Origin of the sequence: Hymenobacter sp. B81 (assembly GCF_044628455.1) — a bacterium.
GTDB lineage: Bacteria > Bacteroidota > Bacteroidia > Cytophagales > Hymenobacteraceae > Solirubrum.
In genome coordinates this window covers 1,306,949-1,326,723 of the sequence record NZ_JBIYZW010000001.1, presented here as the reverse complement: position 1 = coordinate 1,326,723, position 19,775 = coordinate 1,306,949, and the positions used below count along the sequence as shown (strand labels likewise).

Sequence of the window (19,775 nt, the reverse complement as noted above, 5' to 3'; positions counted from 1 at the left end):
CAGACTCAGGGCAACAGCTCACTAAAGTGCTTCCGGCCGCGCCCGAAGTAGGCCCACACCACGCTGCCCGGGTACACGCCCGGCCGCTCGGCCACGCGCAGGTGCGGGCGGGCCAGCTGCCGGCGCTGCCGCCAGTAGCCCAGCTGCCGCCAGAAGTGCCAGTGGGCCCGCAGTACCGCCGTGGCGTCGGCCGCCGAACCTTTGGTCAGCAGCTGCAGGGCGGCCAGGACGTCGAGCAGCACGCGCTGGGTCAGGCTGCCCGGCAGCTCTCTGGGGGCAGCGTTCTTGTAGAGCAAAGCCAGCCCGTTGCGGAAGTTGAGGTAGGTTTTGCGCGGGTTCGACTTATGCAGGGTGCCGCCGCCCACGTGGTAGACGGTGCTGCCGCCGTGATACCACACCTCGTGGCCCGCGTTCCAGAGCCGCCAGCACAAATCAATTTCCTCCATGTGGGCGAAGAAGGCCGGCTCCAGCCCGTCAAGCTGCCGCCAGGCCGCGGCGCGCACCAGCATGCAGGCGCCGGTGGCCCAGGCCACCGGCCGCGGGTCGTCGTACTGGCCGCGGTCGGCTTCGAGGGTGTCGAACAGGCGGCCGCGGCAGAAGGGGTAGCCCAGGCGGTCGAGGTAGCCCCCGGCGGCGCCGGCGTACTCAAACTGCTGCCGGTCGGCGAAGGCGCGGATTTTGGGCTGCACGGCCGCTACCTGGGGCCGGGCTTCGAGGAGCTCCCGCAGGGGGCGCAGCCAGCCGGGCGTCACTTCCACGTCGGAGTTCAGCAGCACGTAGTAGCGAAACTCCGGCAGCTGGCGCAGGGCGTGGTTGTAGCCCTCACAGAAGCCCAGGTTGTGGGCGTGCACCAGCACCCGCACCCCGGGGTGCTGGGCCGAGAGCCAGCTGACCGAGTCGTCGGTGGAGGCGTTGTCGGCTACCACGATGGCGGCGCCGTCGGAACTGGCCAGCACGGCGGGCAAAAACTGCTCGAGCCAGCGCCGGCCGTTCCAGTTCAGAATGACCACGGCCACGTCGGCGGCCGACGTGGCCGCAGCCGGGAAAGCAGCAGTTGCCTCAGACGCCAAATCCGCTCAGATCGAGGCCGGGAATGTTGGGCAGCAGGCCGGCGGTGCGCTGCTTGAGGTGGTCTTTGGCTTTGTCGCCGGCTTCTTCCAGCACCTTGTTGACGGCGGCCACAACCAGGTCGGCCAGCATATCGCGGTCCTGGGGCGTGAGCAGGCTCTCGTCGATTTCGAGCTTGAGCAGCTGGCGCTGGCCGTTGGCGGTGGCGCGCACCAGCCCGCCGCCGGCTTCGGCCGAGGCCGTGATGGTGTGCAGCTCGGCCTGGGCCTGCTTTACTTTTTCCTGGAGCTCTTTGACGCGGCCCATCATGCCCATCATATCAAACATAGCGCAGTCGGTTTAGGGGGGAGAGAAGTAGAGAACGAGCAGACGCTGCCCGGCGTCGCGCTGGCCCAAGCGGGCCGGGCGGCCGGCAAAAGTAGCAGGGCCGCGCCGCAATTCGCGTTTGGCAGTCGGCCCGCTACCGCAGCACGGTCACGGTGCCGCGCTGGGTCACGCGCCGCCCGGTTTCGTCTACCACGTCGACCTGGTAGGTAAATACCTGCGGGGCGGCCAGAATGCCGTTTACGCGCCCGTCCCAGCCCTGACGCGGGTCGGTGCTGCGAAACACGGTCTGGCCGTTGCGGTCGTGAATGGTGAAGGTCAGCTCGCGCAGGAAACGCCCCTTGGGCAGCAGCACGTCGTTGCGGCCGTCGCCGTTGGGGGTGAAGGCCGTGGGCACCACAATGCGCACGGCGCGGGTAACGGTGGCCACGTTGCTGAACACGGTCAGCGAAGCGCCGTTGGGGGCGGTGCCGGTGGCTTCGAGGCGGTAGCGTAGAATCTGCGGGTCGCTGGGGCGGCCGGAGTCGCGCAGGTCGGTGGTGCCGGCGGCCGGGGTGATGCTGCCCACGGGGCGCTGGTCGGCATCGAGCAGCAGCAGGCGGTAGCGCCAGTTGCTGCCCTGCCCGGCAGGGGCGGACCAGGCCAGCTGCACGGTGTTGCCCTCGGGGTCGGAGGCTACCGGGGCGGCTTCGAGCACGGGCGGACAGGCCGGGGCGCTCGGGGCCGAGAAGTTGTTGCACGGGTCGCGGAAGCGGGCCGAGTAGCAGGGCACGGTGCCGATGGTGGGCGCCACGGGCAGCGGGTCGAGCAAAGGCAGCGTGCGACCCAGGCTCAGCTCCTGCGGGGCGCTGCCGCCCAGGGTGCGGCGCACCAGCAGGCGGTCGGCCGTGTCGCGGGCGGGGCCGAGCAAAGCCAGCTCCACGGCGCCGGTGAGGGTGAACGAGGCGGTGAGCAGCGGCAGCGGGGGCGCGGTGGTGGCCACGGTGGTTACGGTGCGCTCGTCGGAAACCGACTTGGCCGCGCCCACCCGGGCCGTGACGCGGTAGCGGTAGCTGCGGCCGCAGGTTACCTGCTCGTCGGTGTAGCTGCCCACGCCCGCGCCCAGGCTGGCCAGCGGCTGCCCGTCGCGGCTGATATCGAAGCCGCTCACGGCGCTACCGGCGGGCACCGACCAGCTCAGCACGTTGCGGCGGTCGGCGGCGGTGGCCGTCAAGTTCACCGGGCACAGCGGCTCCGAGCTCAGCAGGGCGTTGCCACACTGGTCGCGCAGCTGCAGGGCGTAGCAGCTCACGAGGCTGCCGCCCGCCAGAGTGAAGCTGCTGCCCGGGGGCACCGCGGCGATGGGCGCGCCGTTCTGCAGCAATTGGTAGCGGAACTCGGGCTGCAGGGCCGTGAAGCCGAACTCCAGCGCCGCGCCACGTACCATCAGTTGCTGCAGGACCGGGCGGCTGGGCGTGGGGTTGGGAATAGGCTGGGCTGCGGCGGTGGTTTCGCACAGCACCAGGTCGGGGTAGCCGGCCGTGACGGTGACGGTGCTGGCGCCGGGCGGCAGCGGGTACACGCCGCCGGTGGCCGTGGCCGCGCTGCGCGGGCCGCCGCCCACCTGCACAAAGTACTGCACCCCGCTCTGGGCCGGAATGCTCACCTGCACCTGGTTGCGGGCCACGCCGCAGATGGCCAGGGTGAAAGCGGGCACCGCGGGCCGGGCGCGCACTTCCAGCTCGCGCACGAACAGAATGCCGCCGGTGCCGCCGGGGCTGGTGTTGGGCGTGAGCTGGTGAATGCGCACGCGCCCCGGCGTGGCGGGTACCGTGAGCAGGGTGGTGCGGTCGGCGGCGGTGAAGGGCGGGGCGCAGGTGGCAGCGTCGGTGAGCTTGTAGTACACCTGCTGGGGGTCGAGGGTACGGCCGCTGGCGTCGCGCAGCTCCACGGTGCTGCCGGCGCAGAGCACCGTCAGCTCCTGCGGGGTGTTGGGCACGAACACCCGGAAGCCGGCGCTGATGCCCGGCACCACGGGGTAGCTGCACTGGGCCCGGGCCCGGGGTGCGGGCAGTAGGGCGGCGAGCAGCAGCCAGGTCAACAGCAGGTATTTCACGCTCCCACCAACGCGCAGATCAGGCCAACCCATGTGCATACCGCGAAAATACGCGCTCGGGGCCTGGCTGGTCGTGGCCCGGCGCATTAAGCCCAGGCGTACTGGCGCACGAAGCGGGCCGCGGCGTGCAGATCGGGGTACAGCACCCGGTCGCGGCCCATGAAGGGCACCTCGGCGCGGAAGGCTTCCACCACCTGCTCGAGCGGCGGGGAGGTGCGGGCCGGGCGGCGCAACGCCAGGGCCTGCACCGCGTTCAGCAGCTCGATGCCCAGCACCTGCCCGGTGTTTTCGATGACGCGCAGGGCCTTGGTAGCCGCGTTCGAGCCCATGCTCACGTGGTCTTCCTGGCCGTTGCTGCTCACGATGCTGTCGACCGAGGCGGGCGTGCACAACTGCTTGCTCTGGCTCACGATGCTGGCGGCGGTGTACTGGGGAATCATCATGCCCGAGTTCAGGCCCGGCTCGGCCACCAGGAAGGGCGGCAGGCCGCGCTGCCCGCTGATGAGCTGGTAGGTGCGCCGCTCCGAGATGGAGCCCAGCTCGGCCACGGCAATGGCCAGGAAGTCGAGGGCCAGGGCCAGGGGCTGGCCGTGGAAGTTGCCGCCGGAGAGGATGGCGTCGGTTTCGGGGAAGATGTTGGGGTTGTCGGTCACGGCGTTGCACTCGGTTTCGACCACCCCGGCCACGTACTGCACCGCATCGCGCGAGGCGCCGTGCACCTGGGGCATGCAGCGGAAGGAGTAAGGGTCCTGCACGGCGGTTTTGGCTTGCTGCTGCAGCTCGCTGCCCACCAGCAGCTCGCGCAGGTGGCGGGCCGTGGCCAGCTGCCCGGCGTGGGGCCGGATGCGGTGCAAACGCTCGTCGAAGGGCTCGGGGCGGCCGTCGAAGGCTTCCAGCGAAAGGGCACCGATAACGTCGGCGGCCTCGAGCAGGCGGCGGGCCCGCAGGGTGGTGTGCACCGCGTAGGCCAGCATGAACTGGGTGCCGTTGAGCAGGGCCAGCCCTTCCTTGGCCTGCAGCTCGATGGGCTGCCAGCTGAACAGATGCAGGGCGTCGGCGGCCTGCAGGCGGTAGCCCTCGTAGCTGACCTCGCCCAGGCCGATGAGCGGCAGGCAGAGGTGGGCCAGCGGGGCCAGGTCGCCGCTGGCGCCCAGCGAGCCTTGCTGGTACACGATGGGCAGGATGCCGCGGTTGTAGAAGTCGAGCAGGCGCTGCACGGTGGCGCGCTGCACGCCGCTGTGGCCGTAGCTCAGGCTCTGGGCCTTGAGCAGCAGCATCAGGCGCACCAGCTCCGCGGGCACCTCGCCGCCCGTGCCGCAGGCGTGCGACATCATCAGGTTAACCTGCAGCTGCCCGCGGTCCTGGGGCGAGATGCTGGTGTTGCACAGGGAGCCAAAGCCGGTGTTGATGCCGTACACCGGCGCGTCGGACTGGCTGAGCCGCTCGCTCAGGTACAGGTGGCAGTGGTCGATGCGGGCGGCGGCCTCGTCGGAGAGGCGCAGCGGGGCCTGGCGGCGGAGCACCTGCTCCAGGGTTTCGAGGTCGAGGTGGGTGGCGGGGTGCAGAACGTGCTCGGCAGACATGGGTGGGGCAGAGGGGCGGAAAAGGAGCTGGGAAAGGGCCGGGCCGGGGTGGGTGGCGAAGCGGGCCTGAAACTACTGGTTTCGCGGCAAACCGCCGCCGCGGGCCCTTGCCGCCGGCCGGGGCAACGCCGCCGGCCCTCATCGAAAGGTGCAATTCGGCGTCGGGCGGGCAGAAGCCGGGCACGGTACCCAATCCGTATAGGGAGAGTATAGGCACTCCCTGCTCAGAGCGAACCTGCTCCGAAGGGTGAGTAGCGGAAAAGTACAGTTTTGCTCGGCCGCGGCCCGGGGTGCCCTGACCCGGACGGCGCGGCCCCGAGCTGCCGGAGAAAGGCGTTGACCTAAGAGTCGGAAGCTGGCAAAATACCCGGAAGTAGGTATTGTAGGCATGCGGGCGGGGCCGCAACTTTGTTGGTTGCCTGCTCCATCCTTTCCACCTTTTTCGTTTTTATGAGAAACCTCTTCTCGTTTGATCCTGCTCCCCGGCTGCACCTGCGGCGTCGGCTGCGGGACTGGGTTTTGCCGGCGCTGCTAGCCGTTGGCGGGGCCTCCACGGCGCAGGCGCAGTGTACGTTCGCGGTGAGTGCCTTCCCGGCCGGCCCGCTGACCTTGTGCCCGGGCGGCAGCACCACGCTCACGGCCTCGGCCATGGCGCCGGGCTTCGATATCGGCACTGGTTTCGACGGCCCGGTGGGGGTGCTGGCCCGGCAGCCCGACGGCAAAATCCTGGTGGGCGGCGCCTTCTCGGCCTTCAACGGCGACGCCGGCGCCCCCAACGCCCTGCTGCGGCTGAACGCCGACGGCACGCTGGATAAGACCTTCAACTACGTGGCGGGCAGCACCAGCACCGGCGTAGGCCCCTCCGGCACGAGCGTAGAGGCCATTGTGGTGCAGCCCGACGGCAAAATCCTGATTGCGGGCTCCAACGCCGGCTTCGGGGTGTACAACGGGGACGCCGCCGCGCCCAACGGAGTGATGCGCCTGAACGCCGATGGCACGCTGGATACCTCCTTCAACTACGTAGCGGGCAGCACCAGCACCGGCTTCAACGGCAACGTCTACGCCCTGGCCCGGCAGCCCGACGGCAAGATTGTGGTTGGGGGGAGTTTCATCACCCACAACAACGTCAACGGCACGCCCAATGGCCTGGCGCGGCTCAACGCCGATGGCAGCCTGGACACTTCCTTTAACTACACCGCCGGCAACAACGACACCGGGGTCAACGGGACCGTGGCCGCGCTGGCCCTGCAGGCCGACGGCAAAATCGTGGTGGGTGGCACGTTCACCGCCTACAACCTCAATGCGGCCGCGCCCAACAACGTGCTGCGGGTGAATGCCGACGGTAGCCTGGACCAGACCTTCAACTACGTGGCCAGCAGCACCAGCACCGGGGCCGATGCTTACGTAACCTCGCTGCTCGTGCGGCCCGGCGGGCAGGTCGTGGTGGGCGGGGCGCTGTCGATTTACAACGGCGACACCGGCGCGCCTAACTACGTGCTGCAGCTCAACGCCGACGGCACGCTGGACCAGACCTTCAACTACGTAGCCGGCAACGTGAGCACCGGAGCCAACAACGTGGTGGCCACCCTGGCTTTGCAGCCCGACGGCAAAGTGCTGGCGGGCGGGGTGTTTAGCTTGTACAACCTGCTGGACGGCGCCCCCAACAACCTGCTGCGCATCAACACCGATGGTACGCTGGATCAGACTTTCAACTACGTGGCCGGCAACGGGCAGAACGGACTCAACGGCAACGTCAACTCGGTGCTGGTGCAGCCCGACGGCAAGGTGCTGGTGGCCGGCAGCTCGACCCGGCACAACCAGACGACGCCCATTCCGGTGGGGGTAGCCCGCCTGAACGCCAACGGCAGCCTCAGCCACGCCGCTGCGCCGGTGGCCGGCGCCACCTTCGCCTGGAGCAACGGCGCTACGGGCGCCAGCATCACGGTGAGCCAGCCCGGCACCTACACCGCCACGGCTACCAGCGGCAGCTGCTCGGTGGCCAGCAACGCGGTGGTGGTTGGGGCGGCACCTGCCGTGACGGTGAGCGTGACGCCGGCCGGGCCGGTGAACCTGCCCGCTGGCGGCAGCACTACCCTCACGGCCTCGGCCACGACGGCACGGTTTGCGCAAACCGGCACCGGGCTCAACGCCCGGGTATATGCCCACGCAGTGCAGGCTGATGGAAAAATAGTGGTAGGCGGAAACTTCTCGGCCTACAACGGCACGCCAGCGGCCAACGTGGCCCGGCTGAATGCCGACGGTTCACTGGACGCTTCGTTTACTTCGCGCGGCACCGGCAGCAACCGGGTATCTGCCATTGCGTTGCAGCCCGACGGCAAAATTCTGATCGGCGGGGGCTTCGGCACCTACGGGGGAGTGAACCGCAACAGCATTGCTCGCCTGAACGCCGATGGCAGCCTCGACCCTACCTTCGTGCCGCAGGGCATCCGGGGAGTAGGGCTGAATGACGCCGTTAATGCCATCGTGGTGCAGCCCGATGGTAAAATCCTGGTAGGCGGTTCTTTCACCCGGTTCGACAACGAGCCGACGGACCGCTACATCGCCCGTTTCAACGCCGACGGCAGCCTGGATGCCAGCTTTGTCCCGACCGACCTTAGCGTCAACAACCGGGTATTCGCGCTGGCCCTGCAGCCGGATGGTCGCATTCTGGCCGGCGGCGACTTCACGGCGGCCGACGTCACCTCGTTCAACACGGGCGGTACGCCCCGCACCCGAATCGTGCGTCTGTTGGCCAACGGCCTGCTCGACCCAAGCTTTGCGGCCTCGGGGCAGGGCTTCAACAGCAGCGTTAACGCCATTCTGGTGCAGCCCGATGGGCAAGTGCTGGTAGCGGGCGACTTTGAGCAATTTGCCAGCAGCACCCGCGGCGGCATTGCCCGCCTGAACGCCGATGGTACGCTTGACACGGGCTTTGTGCCGGCTGGCACGGGCCTGCGCGGCTTTTCTACGGGCTTTGGCGACGGCGCCCTGGGCCTGGCCCTGCAGGCCGATGGCAAGGTATTGGTCGCCGGCGAATTCCGGTTCTACGACAACGTAGCCCGCAATTACCTGGCGCGCCTTAACACCGATGGCTCACTTGATACCGGCTATGTTCCGGCTAGTGTGCTTTCCAACTCCGCCATTGCTTCCCTGACGGTATTGTCTTCAGGTAAGCTGTTGGCCAGTGGCTTTCAGAACGCTTATGGCAGCACTTTTGTGAACTACGTAATGCGCCTTAACGAAGACGCCAGCCTCGACAACGTGGCCACCCCCATTGCCGGCGCCACCTACGCCTGGAGCCCGGGCGGGGCCACCGGCGCCAGCATCAGCGTAAACGCCAGCGGCTCGTACACCGCCACCGCTACCGACCCGTCTACCGGTTGCCAGTACACTTCCGAACCGGTGGTAGTGACAGTCGCCACCGCCTCCGATCTGGTGATCAGCACACCCGGCCAGAGCATTCCGGCGGGCGCCTACAACAACGTGACCGTGACCGGCACCGGCACGGGCACCCTGCAGGGCAACATCACCGTGAGCGGCGCGCTGCTGGTGCAAACCGGCGGCCAGCTCGCCTCGGGCTGCTTCACCATCGGCGGTACGGGCAGCTTCACCGTGGCCGACGGGGCCATGCTGGCCATTTGCTCGCCCCAAGGCCTGAGCACCGCCGCCGGCACGGGCACCGTGCAAACCACCGGTGCCCGCTCGTTGAGCACCCAGGCTACCTACCTCTACAACGGCACTCTGGCCCAGGTAACCGGCAACGGCCTGCCCGCCACGGTGCGTGAGCTGGCGCTCAGCAACGCCGCCGGCCTCACGCTCAGCCAGCCCCTGCAGGTGCGCCGCCGGGTGAACCTGCTCGCGGGCAACCTGGCCCTGAGCGGCCAGGCGCTGACCTTGCTCTCCGACACCAGCGGCACGGCCCTGGTGGTCAACGCGGGCGGGGTAGTAACGGGCAATACCGGTACCATGCAGCGCCACATCGAGCGCAACACCGCGGCCAACGGCTACCGCCACTACAGCAGCCCAGTAACCCCGGAAACCCTGGCCACGCTGGCCACGCCGGGCTACGCGCCCAACTTCAGCGGGGCGGCGGCCTACAACAGCAGCGCCACGCCGGGCGCGGTTACGCCCTTCCCCACGGTGTTTGCCTACGACCAGGACCGCATTGCCACCACGCCGTCCAACTTCTCGGCCTTCGACAAGGGCTGGGTGGCGCCCACCAGCGCCGCTGCGCCCATGGAAGTAGGCCGCGGCTACTCGGTGAATGCCCCGGGCTCGGTGCTGGTCGACTTCACCGGCACCTTCACCACCGGCCCCGTCACGCGCAGCGGCCTGGCCCGCACCGGCGCCGAGGGCGGCTGGCACCTGCTGGGCAACCCCTACCCGGCGCCGCTCGACTGGAGCACGCTCACCCGCGGGGCCGGCCAGAACCTGGAGAACATGGACGGCGCGGTGTACGTGTTTCAGAGCAGCGGGCCCTACAGTGGCTCGTACCGCACCTACCTAGCCGGGGCCCCCGGCGGCGGCTCGCCGCTGATTCCGGCCGGCTCGGGCTTCTTCGTGCACACCACCACGCCCGGCACCCCGGGCACGGTGCGCCTGACCAACGCCAACCGCGTGACCACGTTCGGCGCCCAGCCCGCCTTCGGCCGCCCGGCGGCTGATGCCCGCCCGCAGCTGCAGCTCACGCTGACCAGCGCCAGCGGCGCCACTGACGCGGCCACGCTCTACGCCGACCCCAGCGCCACAGCCGGTCTCGACGCCGCCTACGACGCGGTGAAGCTGCCCAACCCCTCGGGGCTGAACCTCTCGACCCTGGCCGCCACGGGCGAGGCCCTGGCCATCGACGGCCGCCCGGCCTTTGTGGCCACTACGGCGGTGCCGGTGCAGGTGCAGGTACCGGCCGCCGGGACCTACACCCTGCGCGCTACGGATCTGCTCAACCTGGTGCCCGGCACCCGCGTGCTGCTCCACGATGCCCAGACCGGGCAGGAAACCGAGCTGCGGCCGCAGGTCAGCTACCCCTTTACGCTCAGCACTACCTCGGCCGGGACGCGCTTCACGCTGCTGTTCCGCCCCGGTAACGTCACGGCTACGGCCGCGGCGCAGCTGGCTGCCCAGGTGCAGGTGTACCCCAACCCGGCCCACGGCCGCTTCCAGGTGCAGCTGCCCGCCGGCGTCAGTGAACTGGCCCTCTACAATGCCCTGGGGCAGCGCGTGAGCACCCAGGCCGTACGCGGCCCGCAAGCCGACGTGGACGTGACCGGCCTGGCGACGGGCGTGTACACCCTGCGCGTGCAGGCCGGCAGCACGGCCATCAGCAAGCGCGTCGTGCTCAACTAAATCCCGGGAAGCCCGCCGCCACTGGCGGAGCCGGGGCGGCGGGCTGACCCTTGTTTCACCTTCTACTGTAACCCATGACTCGTTTCTTTTTCTGTCTGCTGGGCGCGGCCCTGTTGAGTAGCGCCGCGGCCCAGGCCCAGGGCAACCCCGGCTCGGGCGGCCCCCAGCCCGGCCAGCCCACCGCCGTACCCATCGACGGCGGCGCCTCCCTGCTGCTGGCCGGAGGCGCGGCCTATGCCCTCAACCGCCTGCGCCGCCGCAAGTAGTCGCCCGGTTCCTTCGTTGCCCGGTAGCCTGCCGCCACTCGTAGTGGCATGGGTAGGAGCCCGTCCAACGGTAAAAGCCCCATTCCAGCGCCTGCGGGCGTTGCAATGGGGCTTTTTGGTGGCGGACAGCTGCCGTGCTCAGCTTCTTAGGTCAGGGCACTGCTTCCGGCGGGTAGTCAGAGCCATAATCATACAACTCATCAGCGTCGCGCAGGTACCAGGCCAGAAAGGTTGTCAGCGAAGACGTCAGCACCTTGAATATTCCCTCCGAGGGTATAATGCCAATCAGATAACCGGTTTCGTTTTCCGCCGCAATGAAGCCGTATTCCCAGCTGCGGTGCATGTAATCGACGAAAACCGTTACCTGCTGCCGGGCCTTAGTGGTAACGTTGTCAGGAATGATGTGAAGCAACCCGCGCCGTGTTTCCAGTGCTTCAATGGGCAGAAAGGAGAAACCCTTTTCATCGAGCCAGTTTGGGTACAGCCCGGGCGTTCCGTTGACTGCGCAGTAGAACTGATGAAAATCCGGAGGCAGTATGAGGCCCCGGACAGCGCAAACCTCTTTTACGTAAGCGGCTGGCAGCGCAGGACCCGCAATGCCCTGACGTTGCCAGGACGAGGCCAAATCGGCAAGTACTGCGGAAAGCGCCGGATCGGTCATCGGTGAAATGCGGGTGAGGAAAGTAAATAACTCCAAAAGCAGTCGTGCCCGAACCGGGAAGTTCGGGCACGACTGCTGTATTCAGTGAAGCGTTGGCTTAGGCCAGAGCCTGCACGGTGGCTACCACGTCGCTCAGTGCCAGGGTCTGCTCGGTGCCGGCGCGCATGTCGCGCAGCTTCACCTGGCCCGCGGCCCGCTCGTCGGGGCCGGCCAGCAACAGGTAGCGGATGCCGCGCTTGTCGGCGTACTCGAACTGCTTTTTGAGCTTGCTGACCTCGGGGTAGAGCTCGGCCGCGAGGCCCGCGTCGCGCAGGCGGCGCAGCAGCGGCAGCACGGTGGCGCGGCCCTCCTGGTCGAAGTTGGCAATGAGGCAGAGCGGGGCGGCGGCCACTTCTTCGGGGAACAGCTGCAGCTCCTCCAGCACGTCGTAGATGCGGTCGACGCCGAAGGAGAAGCCCACGCCCGAGAGGCCGGGCAGCCCGAAGGCGCCGGTGAGGTTGTCGTAGCGGCCGCCGCCCGAGATGCTGCCCATCTGCACGTTGTTCACCTTCACCTCGAAGATGCAGCCGGTGTAGTAGCTCAGGCCGCGGGCCAGGGTCACGTCGAAGTCCAGTCGCTCGAAGTGCTCGAAGCCGAAATCCTGCAGGTACTGCTGCACCTGGGCCAGGTCGGCCAGCCCGCGGGTGGGGGCACTGGCTTCGTCGGCGAGCACGCCGTCGGCGCCGAAGGCCTGGCGAAGCGCGGTCAGCTTTTCATCAAACGAGCCGCCGACTTCGAGGTAGCCGAACACTTTGTCGATGGCGCCCTGCGAGAAGCCACGTTCCAGCAGCTCTCGGGTCACGCCCTCGCGCCCGATCTTATCCAGCTTGTCGATGGCCACGAACAAATCGGACTCGCGGCCTTCGCCGCCCAGGGCCTGGTAGATGCCCGAGAGCACGCCGCGGTGGTTGATCTTGATGGAGAAGTCCGTCAGGCCCAGGGTGCTGAGCACCTCGTCGATCATGAGCACGATTTCGGCCTCGCAGAGCAGCGAATTGGTGCCCACCACGTCGGCGTCGCACTGCACAAACTCGCGGTAGCGGCCACGAGCCGGGCGGTCGGCGCGCCACACGGGCTGAATCTGGTAGCGCTTGAAGGGCAGGGTGAGCTGACCGCGGTTCATAACCACGTAGCGGGCGAAGGGTACCGTCAGGTCGTAGCGCAAGCCTTTTTCGGCCACTTTGGGCAGAACCTTTTGCGAACCAGCTGCCAGGTCTTCAGCTGTAACGTCCTTGGCGAAGTCGCCTGAATTAAGAACCTTGAATAGCAGTTGGTTGCCTTCTTCACCGTACTTACCCATCAGAACCGACAGGTTTTCCAAGGTGGGCGTTTCGAGCGGGGCGTAGCCGAACTTCTCGAACACGCGGCGCACCACGCCGAAGATGTAATTACGTCGGGCCACCTGCGTGGGGCCAAAGTCGCGGGTGCCTCTGGGGGTGCTGGGTTTCTGCATGGGAATAGGGTAGCGGGGGCGCAAAGGTAACGGCGGGCCGCGCCCCATCCCAACGGCCGCTATTGCCCGGGGACAGGGCGCGGCGCCTTCGTCCCATGCCGACCGGCCGCGAGGTGTTATATTAACGGTTCACTATATGCTTGCGGGCCGGGGTTATTGGGACCGGGAGCAAGCTCATCGGGTAATGAAACTGCTCAGGTTTGCCCCGGCGCCCGCGCTGGCCGATTTCGTCGAGCACTACTGGGTGGTGGAAGACCAGGCCACCCCCGCGCAGCCGGTCGTGCACGCCGTGCTGCCGGCTACCATTCAAAGCATCATCGTGGTGTTCGGCGAGCCGTACCAGACCATTACCTACGACGGCCGGGAAGTGCGCGACATCCGGGCGGGGCTGGTGCTGGGCCGCGTCACCACCAAGCGCCTGTACCTGCACCAAACCGGGCGGGTGGGCATCTTCGGGGTGCGCTTTCACTCCACGGGCTTCTTCAACTTGTTTGGCGTGCCCATGCACGAGGCCACCGACACCACCCTCGAGCTGGACTGCGCCGCCGGGCAGTTCGGCCGCGAGCTGACGCGCCGGGTGCAGGAGGCCGACTCGCATGCGGCCCGGGTGCAGGCCGCCGAAGCTTTGCTGCTGGCCCGCCTGAACCAGGTGCAGCCCCGCCTCGACGCGGTCGACTTCGTGGCGGCCCGCATCGTGCAGCAGCACGGGCAGGTAAGCATCGACGCGCTGGTGCAGGTCAGCAACCTGAGTTTGCGGCAGCTGGAGCGCCGGTTTCTGGCCAAGGTGGGCACCTCGCCCAAGCTCTACGCCCAGATTGCGCGCTTCGGCCACGTCTGCCAGCTGCTGAAGGAGGAGCCCCGGCCCGAGTGGGTGGACGTGGCCTACCGCTGCGGCTACTACGATCAGGCCCACCTGATCCGGGAGTTTCGGCGCTTCACCGGCGAAACGCCGGCCGCCTACTTGGCCCACTACGATGAGTTTGCCCGGTTTTTCTGGGCGCGGTAGCCAGCCACCCCACAATTTCCCGGCCGCGGCACGCAGCGGGGCGAACAGTAGCGTGTCTTTGGGAAGACTGATTTTGAGCTGCCTTGCGCCCCGGCCTGCCCGGCGCTTACCAGGAATTAGCCGGCTCCCCACCCGGCCCGCCCCCAACTTTCCGGCCGCCCCAACGCGCAGTGTGGCATTCGTGCAATACACCGGCCGGGGGGCACAGTATCTTTCCCTGGCTACCCTGATTTCCGCGCCGGCTCTTCCTCCGCGCTGGCTTGCTGCCGGCCCGCTGCCCTCGGGCGGCCCACTTCTGCCTGTTGCCTCAATCCCACAACCCTTCTGCGCTATGAAAACCCTCATTCTTCTTGCCCTGCTGGCCCTGAGTGCTGCCGGCTCGGCCCAGGCTCAGGCCCAACCAAGCACGGGCTACTGGAACCTGGAAACCAACCTGAGCACCCGCGACTACACCCTGGTGCGCTTCTACAACGACCAGCACGAGCTGGTGCGCGAAGAGCGCCTCGACAACCTCTGCCTCGATTTGAGCCGTCCCACGCCGCTGTGCCGCCGCACTACCCAACTGCTCAATAACACGCTGACCCAGGTACTGCGCGACCCCCAGGCGGCCGAAACCACTACGATGCTGGCCGTGCAGCTGGGGCAAAATCGCCGTATGCAACGCGTGTACGCGGTGCGCTAACCGTTTCATCGTCCCCTGCGGCGCGGCCGCGAAGCAGTTGCCGGGAGCTACGGCGGCGGCTTCGCGGCCGCATTGCGTTGGCCGCGGTCGGGCCCCCGGCGCCTGACGGCGGGCAAAAGCCAGCTGTGTACCCGGGCCGCCTGTTTCCCGCAGGCCAGCCTGACGGTTGGGCGGCACCCGCCAGGGCGAAATCAGCGGGAAGCAGCCCGCCGGGCCTGAAACAGCACCGAGGCCGCCAGCGGAGCTTTGAGGGCCGCGCGCAGGCCGGCGTGGTGCAGGCCCTGGTTGGTCCAGTCGTTGCAGGTGCGCAGGGCGTGGTAGCGGCCCCGGGCCGGAAAGAAAAAGTCGGCCTCCCCGTAGCCCTGGGCGTTGCGCAGCGTCCAGCGCCCCACCGAATCAGACAGGAAGCTCTGCGCGACGTAGCCGCTCAGCTGCCGGTACTGCGCCGCCGAGATGCGTAGCGGCACCACGTAGCGGCCCGAGTCGGGGGCTTGGTGCCGAAAGCCCACGTGCATGAGGGTGCGCGCCGGCAGCAAGGCCCGCGCAATGGTGCCCGCCCGTGGCAGCCGTCCGCCGTACGATTCCAGGTAAAAAGCCTCGTTGCCCCAGCCAAAGCTCACGTAGCGGGCCGCCCCAAACCGCTCGAAGCCCGGCTGCGGCAGGTGCGCCAGCCAGTCGGTGCCGGTTTGTAGTTCGCGGGCGGGCAGCACCAGGTCGGTGTGAAAGCCGTTCGACACCACAAAAATGCGGATGCCGCCCGGGGTTTGGCGGAAGTCGCCGTTGCGCGGCACCAGCGTGCCGGCCATCAGCAAAGCAATCAGGGCGGCAAATACGGACATCAGCAGGCGCAATCCTCGGGTGAACGTAGTCATACGGCCGCCGGCAGTAGGGAGCCGGCCCAGGCTTGATACTGCCCGGGGCCAGGCGTAACCCATAAAAAAAAGCGGGACTCCGGTGTGAGCAGCCGAAGTCCCGCGCGGGAAGGAGGATGGGAGCGAAGAGCGGAGTGGAAATCCGCCGTCGGGCAAACGAACCTAGGAGCGCACTATTGCCCGGCGGGCGTAGCGGCGCGGCTGGGTGGCCGTGAGCACGCACTTGCTGGCCTGGCCCACTTTGCTGGCTTTCGAGTCGAGTGGGTTGCTGGCGGGCAGGGCGGTGAAGCGGGCCAGCGGGGCGTTCATGGGCACCAGGGCGAGGCTGCCCAGGGTGAGCTTGGGCTGGCGGGCACTCACCTGGAAGGCCGGGCGCAGCTGCTCGTAGCCCAGCACGGTGGTGCGCAGCCGGTACTGGCCAAAGGGCAGGTTGGCGACGCTGAACGAGCCGTCGGCGCGGGTTACTACGCTGCACACGAAGCGGTTGTCGCTGAGGCGCAGCACGATGACGTTGGCCTGGGGAATGGCCTCGCGGGTGTCGGCGTCGAGCAGTTTACCCGAGATGACGCCGACGGCTTTGGCCGAGGAGCTGGTGCCGGCCGTTGCCGCGTTGAAACCGAGGAAAAGGGCAATGGCAAGGAGGAAGAAACGGACTGCAAGCGTTTTCATGGCTTAGAAAGGAAAGGGAGTGGGGTGAGGGGTGGGGCTAGGCGGCGCAGGCAGAAGCCGCGGTTCTGCTGCCGTGCGCGGGGCGGCCCACGTGGCCGAGTCGTGCCGTCGGACCCTAGCGGGCCGACTGGCGGAACCGGCCCGATTGGCCGATGCGGGGGGAGCGGTGGCACTGCTGGGCCGGGAGTCGGAGACCGTTAAGGCCGGCAGCGGAGGCGTTGTGCTTGGTTGATGGTGTAAAGATAATAGCAGGTACTTTGTGATGCAAGGTACTATCGAAATTTATTTTCATTTACTGGTTTTAGCTGGTACTGAGCAGGGCTGAAGTGCGCAGTAAAGAAGTTTTTGGGGAAATCTTTGGCGGGAGCGAAGAACCAGCGGTGGGTTGTTCGCTTAGCCTGATAGCGGGGTATCAGGTCCGTTTGGCAGGTAAGATGGCAGCAACTGACGAAGCGTTGCCCAAGGCTGCAAAAAAAGTCGCTGGCAGTACCAAAACTTTTTCAGGAGTGATTCCCGACCAAAGGAAGCCGCCGCTGGAAAAGAGAGCAGTGCATTTTCCGAAGTCAGATTTGTGATTTGACAGCGCAAAGGTAGCGGACCACGTGGGCGCCCTCCAATCCCACGATGATGTGAGTGGCCAGGCGGGTGTCAGCCGGAATGCCCTGCAGTTGCCTGCCAGGCGCGTATTTCACTGTCGCCCTACCACCCCGATTGGTTATGGGCTACCTAGGAGCAAAACCGGCACACCAGCCGCCGGTACCAACTTTCAGCTGAGCCAAAGCTTCTGCTTGTAAGCCTGGTTCGGATTATTGACTACGAATTAATTCGTAGGTTGCTTGGGCCTTTGGGAAATCCGAATAATTGTTGCCGGTTTCGTTTTGCCAGGTGTGAGCGGGCCGGGCTGGCTCGTCGGGTTGGCTGCCAGGCCGGACGCGTTGGTTTGCAGCTGCCCTAAAAAGACCCCCGCCAGCAACCGAGGGCTGCTGGCGGGGGACCACAAAAAATCGACGGCGGCTAAAAATCGGCGCCGGGGGCTCCGTTGGCCGGCGCCTGCTCGCCGCGGCGGCGCGGGCGGGCCGGTGCCTGGTCGTTGCCGAAGCGGTAGATGAAGCCCAGCAGGGCCACCCGTGACTCGCGTTTGAAGCGGAAGTCCAGCGCCAGGTCTTCGCCGTAGGCCTGGGCCCGCAGGCGGTTGGTGTCGAACACGTCGGATACGCGCAGGGTGAGGCTGCCGCGGTCGTTGAGCACGTCCTTTTTCAGGGCCAGATCCACGAAGTACAGCTCATCGATGCGTCCCTGGCTGGTGACGTTGGGTGAGCGGTAATTGGCCGTGAGCTGCACGTCGAGCTTTTTCAGCGGGGTAAACGTGGTGTTCAGGCGGGCCGTGTAGGCGTAGTTGCGGTTGAAGCGCGTCGAGCCAATGGTGGAGGCCACCACGTTGCGGAATCCCGAGCCGTTCACGTTCAGACGCCACCACTTGGTCAGCGGCTGGTTGAAGCTCAGCTCCAGGCCGTAGGCGCTGTTCTGGCCCACGTTCACGAAGCTGGTGCGCGTAATCACCAGCCCGTCGGCGTTCAGGCGCGTGAGGGTGGTATCAACCGAGCGGTAGCGCTGAATCTGGCCGGTGGTCTGGCGGAAGAAGGCCGTGGTGCTGAGCGTGGCCGCGCCCCAGGACTGCTGGTGACCCAGCTCCAAGGCGTTGATGTACTCGGGGCGCAGTCGGGTATTGCCCACGCGGTAGTTGCGCGGGTCGGAATAGTTGGTGAAGGGCAGTAGCAGCGGGGCGTCGGGGCGGTTGAGGCGGCGGGCAAAGCTCAGCTGCAGGCGCTGGTCGGCGCTGAGCTGGTAGGCCAACGTGGCGCTGGGGAACAGGTTGAGGTAACGGCGCGCGAAGCCCAGGCCGGTGGTGCGCAGCAGCCCGCGCATGGTGGTATGCTCGGTGCGCAGCCCGCCCTGGTAGCTGAGCTTGCCGGCCTCGCCCTGGTAGGTGGCGTAGCCAGCCTGCACGTACTCGTCGAAGCGGTAATTGTTCGAGAGGCTGTCGATGCGGGCGTAGACGGCCGTGCCGGAGGCGGCGCGCTCGAAGTCGTAGCTGCCGCCCGAGCGGCGGAAAGTGGTTTTCAGGCCTGCGTCGAGCCGCGCTTTTTCGCCGAAGGGGTGGGTGTAGTCGAGCTGGGTCGAGCTTTGGGTGAGCTGGAAGTCGATGACCTGGCGCTGCACCAGCTCATCGGGCAAGCCCACGTTCTGGTTCTGGCTCAGCACCTGCTCGCCGCGCACCGGCGAGTACACCACGTTGGCCGTCAGCTCGCGGCGCTTCTGCCCGTCCCAGGTGCGCCGGTAGTCAGCCGAGAAGTCGGCGCTGCCGAACTCCGAGCGGATGCCGTTGTCGGCCCCGAAGCGGCGCAGGGTGCTGCCGCGGCGAATGTCGGTGGTCAGCGCGTCGGGCAGGGAGTTGGTGTTCAGGTTGGGCTGGGCCGTGACGGTGAGCGTGTGCTGGGGGCTGATGTTCCAGTCGAGGCCGGCGCGCAGGGTGTGCGTCTGGCTGCGCTGGCCGTTGCGCGACACCTGCTCGGTCACGATCTGCTCGCCCTCCACCTGGTTGAGCTGGCGCGAGTCGTTGCGGCCCCAGCGCTGGTCGAAGCGGAAATCGTAGTTGCCGAACACGTTCACGCGGCCCTGGCGGCGGTTCAGCCCCAGGCTGCCGGTGTACTTGTCGCCGGTGCCCACGTTGGCCGCGACCGAGCCGTTGAAGCCGTCTTGCTTCTGCTTTTTGAGCACGATGTTGATGATGCCGCCCGCGCCCTCGGCGTCGTAGCGGGCCGAGGGGTTGGTCATCACCTCCACGCTCTCGATCTGCGAGGCCGGAATCTGGTCCAGGTTCACGGCCCGGCCGCCGCCCGCCGCGCCGCTGGGCTTGCCGTCGATGTAGATGGTCACGTTGCCCGTACCGCGCAGCGACACCTGCCCGTTCTGGTCCACGCTCACCGAGGGCACGTTCTGCAGCACGTTGGTGGCGGTGCCGCCCACGCTGGTCAAGTCCTTGGCCACGTTGATGACGCGCTTGTCGAGGTTGTCGACCACCGGAGCTTTTTCACCGGTTACCGTCACGCCCTTGAGCTGGGTGGTGGCGGGCATCAGGGCCACGTTGCCCAAACCAAGGGGCTGACTCTCGGCCACACTCAGGCGGCGGCGCAGCGGTTGGTAGCCCAGCACGGTGGCCCGCAACAGGTAGTTGCCAGGGGGTACTTTTTCCAGGCGGAAAGCGCCGGCTTCACTGGTCTGCGCGCCGGTAACCAGGGTCGAGTCCTGGGCGCGCAGCAGCACCACGCTGGCAAACGGCAACGGTTGGCGGGTGGCGTGGTCGAGCAGGGTGCCCGACACGGAGCCGGCGGTCTGGGCCGCGGCCGGCAAGCTAAGGCACGCAACGAGGAGGCCGGCGCCCAACTGGGGCCGGAGAGGAGTAGTAAACAACATACAAGCAGCGGAAAGCCAACAATGACAGCGGCTTTTCGGTCGTCGGCTGGGGCGGGTCCGCGGGGCCGTCCGGCCGGAAGATTTCCGAAAAGCACCCCAAGGACAGGACGCGCTTTCCAGGGTTGCGCCCGCGCCGCACATTTATGTTGGTTGCGGTATATAGCCCCGTTTTCAGCCTGTAGGCCCTAAAAGTCGTCCGCCCCGCACGAGAGTGCGGGGCGGACGGAGCAAGAAGCTGAT

General features: G+C 67.3%; 13 protein-coding genes. 4 read left to right on the top strand and 9 right to left on the bottom strand.

Features of this window, described 5'->3' with window-relative positions; translation table 11 throughout:
- Positions 1-5: 5 nt before the first annotated feature.
- The 4 genes from ACE191_RS05940 to hutH all read right to left on the bottom strand — a co-directional run bounded on the left by ACE191_RS05940 (position 6) and on the right by hutH (position 5,070).
- The gene (locus ACE191_RS05940; RefSeq protein ID WP_400191267.1) at positions 6-1,070 is read right to left on the bottom strand and encodes a glycosyltransferase family 2 protein; all 1,065 of its coding nucleotides are present in this window, start codon (positions 1,068-1,070) and stop codon (positions 6-8) included.
- The gene (locus ACE191_RS05935) at positions 1,060-1,395 is read right to left on the bottom strand and encodes a YbaB/EbfC family nucleoid-associated protein (RefSeq protein ID WP_400191266.1); all 336 of its coding nucleotides are present in this window, start codon (positions 1,393-1,395) and stop codon (positions 1,060-1,062) included. Before ACE191_RS05935 ends, ACE191_RS05940 begins: the two co-directional genes overlap by 11 nt.
- 133 nt (positions 1,396-1,528) lie before the next feature.
- Positions 1,529-3,487, bottom strand: coding sequence for a T9SS type B sorting domain-containing protein (locus ACE191_RS05930; protein ID WP_400191265.1), 1,959 nt, complete (start codon positions 3,485-3,487; stop codon positions 1,529-1,531).
- Positions 3,488-3,573: 86 nt separating this feature from the next.
- On the bottom strand, positions 3,574-5,070 hold the full coding sequence (hutH, locus tag ACE191_RS05925; RefSeq protein ID WP_400191264.1) for a histidine ammonia-lyase: 1,497 nt from the start codon (positions 5,068-5,070) through the stop codon (positions 3,574-3,576).
- A gap of 450 nt (positions 5,071-5,520) precedes the next feature.
- Here hutH and ACE191_RS05920 point away from each other — a divergent pair, with 450 nt between their 5' ends.
- Positions 5,521-10,413: a T9SS type A sorting domain-containing protein gene (locus ACE191_RS05920; RefSeq protein WP_400191263.1), complete on the top strand. Its 4,893-nt coding sequence runs from the start codon at positions 5,521-5,523 to the stop codon at positions 10,411-10,413.
- Positions 10,414-10,487: 74 nt separating this feature from the next.
- Positions 10,488-10,679 (top strand): PID-CTERM protein-sorting domain-containing protein, encoded by a 192-nt coding sequence (locus ACE191_RS05915; RefSeq protein WP_400191262.1) that lies wholly within the window; start codon positions 10,488-10,490, stop codon positions 10,677-10,679.
- 151 nt (positions 10,680-10,830) lie between these two features.
- Here the strand turns inward: ACE191_RS05915 and ACE191_RS05910 are convergent, their stop codons facing one another.
- Both ACE191_RS05910 and hisS read right to left on the bottom strand, forming a co-directional pair.
- A complete protein-coding gene (locus ACE191_RS05910; protein ID WP_400191261.1) occupies positions 10,831-11,340 on the bottom strand; it encodes a hypothetical protein in 510 nt (169 codons plus the stop codon).
- 97 nt (positions 11,341-11,437) lie between these two features.
- Complete coding sequence (gene hisS / locus ACE191_RS05905) at positions 11,438-12,832, bottom strand: histidine--tRNA ligase (RefSeq protein WP_400191260.1); 1,395 nt, start codon at positions 12,830-12,832, stop codon at positions 11,438-11,440.
- Positions 12,833-13,016: 184 nt separating this feature from the next.
- On the opposite strand from hisS, the gene ACE191_RS05900 reads away from it, so the two are divergent.
- Positions 13,017-13,838 (top strand): DUF6597 domain-containing transcriptional factor, encoded by an 822-nt coding sequence (locus ACE191_RS05900; RefSeq protein ID WP_400191259.1) that lies wholly within the window; start codon positions 13,017-13,019, stop codon positions 13,836-13,838.
- 331 nt (positions 13,839-14,169) lie between these two features.
- Positions 14,170-14,520 carry a hypothetical protein gene (locus ACE191_RS05895; RefSeq protein ID WP_400191258.1) on the top strand — a complete coding sequence of 117 codons (351 nt, stop codon included), beginning with the start codon at positions 14,170-14,172 and terminating at the stop codon, positions 14,518-14,520.
- A gap of 191 nt (positions 14,521-14,711) precedes the next feature.
- Here the strand turns inward: ACE191_RS05895 and ACE191_RS05890 are convergent, their stop codons facing one another.
- The 3 genes from ACE191_RS05890 to ACE191_RS05880 all read right to left on the bottom strand — a co-directional run bounded on the left by ACE191_RS05890 (position 14,712) and on the right by ACE191_RS05880 (position 19,535).
- The gene (locus tag ACE191_RS05890) at positions 14,712-15,392 is read right to left on the bottom strand and encodes a TIGR02117 family protein (RefSeq protein ID WP_400191257.1); all 681 of its coding nucleotides are present in this window, start codon (positions 15,390-15,392) and stop codon (positions 14,712-14,714) included.
- Positions 15,393-15,554: 162 nt separating this feature from the next.
- A complete protein-coding gene (locus ACE191_RS05885) occupies positions 15,555-16,061 on the bottom strand; it encodes a carboxypeptidase regulatory-like domain-containing protein (protein WP_400191256.1) in 507 nt (168 codons plus the stop codon).
- 1,014 nt (positions 16,062-17,075) lie between these two features.
- Positions 17,076-19,535, bottom strand: coding sequence for a TonB-dependent receptor domain-containing protein (locus tag ACE191_RS05880; protein ID WP_400191255.1), 2,460 nt, complete (start codon positions 19,533-19,535; stop codon positions 17,076-17,078).
- Positions 19,536-19,775: the final 240 nt, after the last annotated feature.

Coding starts and splice junctions, on each gene's coding strand:
- ACE191_RS05935 (WP_400191266.1), bottom strand. CDS start 1,395: ATGTTTGATATGATGGGCATGATGGGCCGCGTCAAAGAGCTCCAGGAA.
- hutH (WP_400191264.1), bottom strand. CDS start 5,070: ATGTCTGCCGAGCACGTTCTGCACCCCGCCACCCACCTCGACCTCGAA.
- ACE191_RS05920 (WP_400191263.1), top strand. CDS start 5,521: ATGAGAAACCTCTTCTCGTTTGATCCTGCTCCCCGGCTGCACCTGCGG.
- ACE191_RS05915 (WP_400191262.1), top strand. CDS start 10,488: ATGACTCGTTTCTTTTTCTGTCTGCTGGGCGCGGCCCTGTTGAGTAGC.
- ACE191_RS05910 (WP_400191261.1), bottom strand. CDS start 11,340: ATGACCGATCCGGCGCTTTCCGCAGTACTTGCCGATTTGGCCTCGTCC.
- hisS (WP_400191260.1), bottom strand. CDS start 12,832: ATGCAGAAACCCAGCACCCCCAGAGGCACCCGCGACTTTGGCCCCACG.
- ACE191_RS05900 (WP_400191259.1), top strand. CDS start 13,017: ATGAAACTGCTCAGGTTTGCCCCGGCGCCCGCGCTGGCCGATTTCGTC.
- ACE191_RS05895 (WP_400191258.1), top strand. CDS start 14,170: ATGAAAACCCTCATTCTTCTTGCCCTGCTGGCCCTGAGTGCTGCCGGC.
- ACE191_RS05890 (WP_400191257.1), bottom strand. CDS start 15,392: ATGACTACGTTCACCCGAGGATTGCGCCTGCTGATGTCCGTATTTGCC.
- ACE191_RS05885 (WP_400191256.1), bottom strand. CDS start 16,061: ATGAAAACGCTTGCAGTCCGTTTCTTCCTCCTTGCCATTGCCCTTTTC.
- ACE191_RS05880 (WP_400191255.1), bottom strand. CDS start 19,535: ATGTTGTTTACTACTCCTCTCCGGCCCCAGTTGGGCGCCGGCCTCCTC.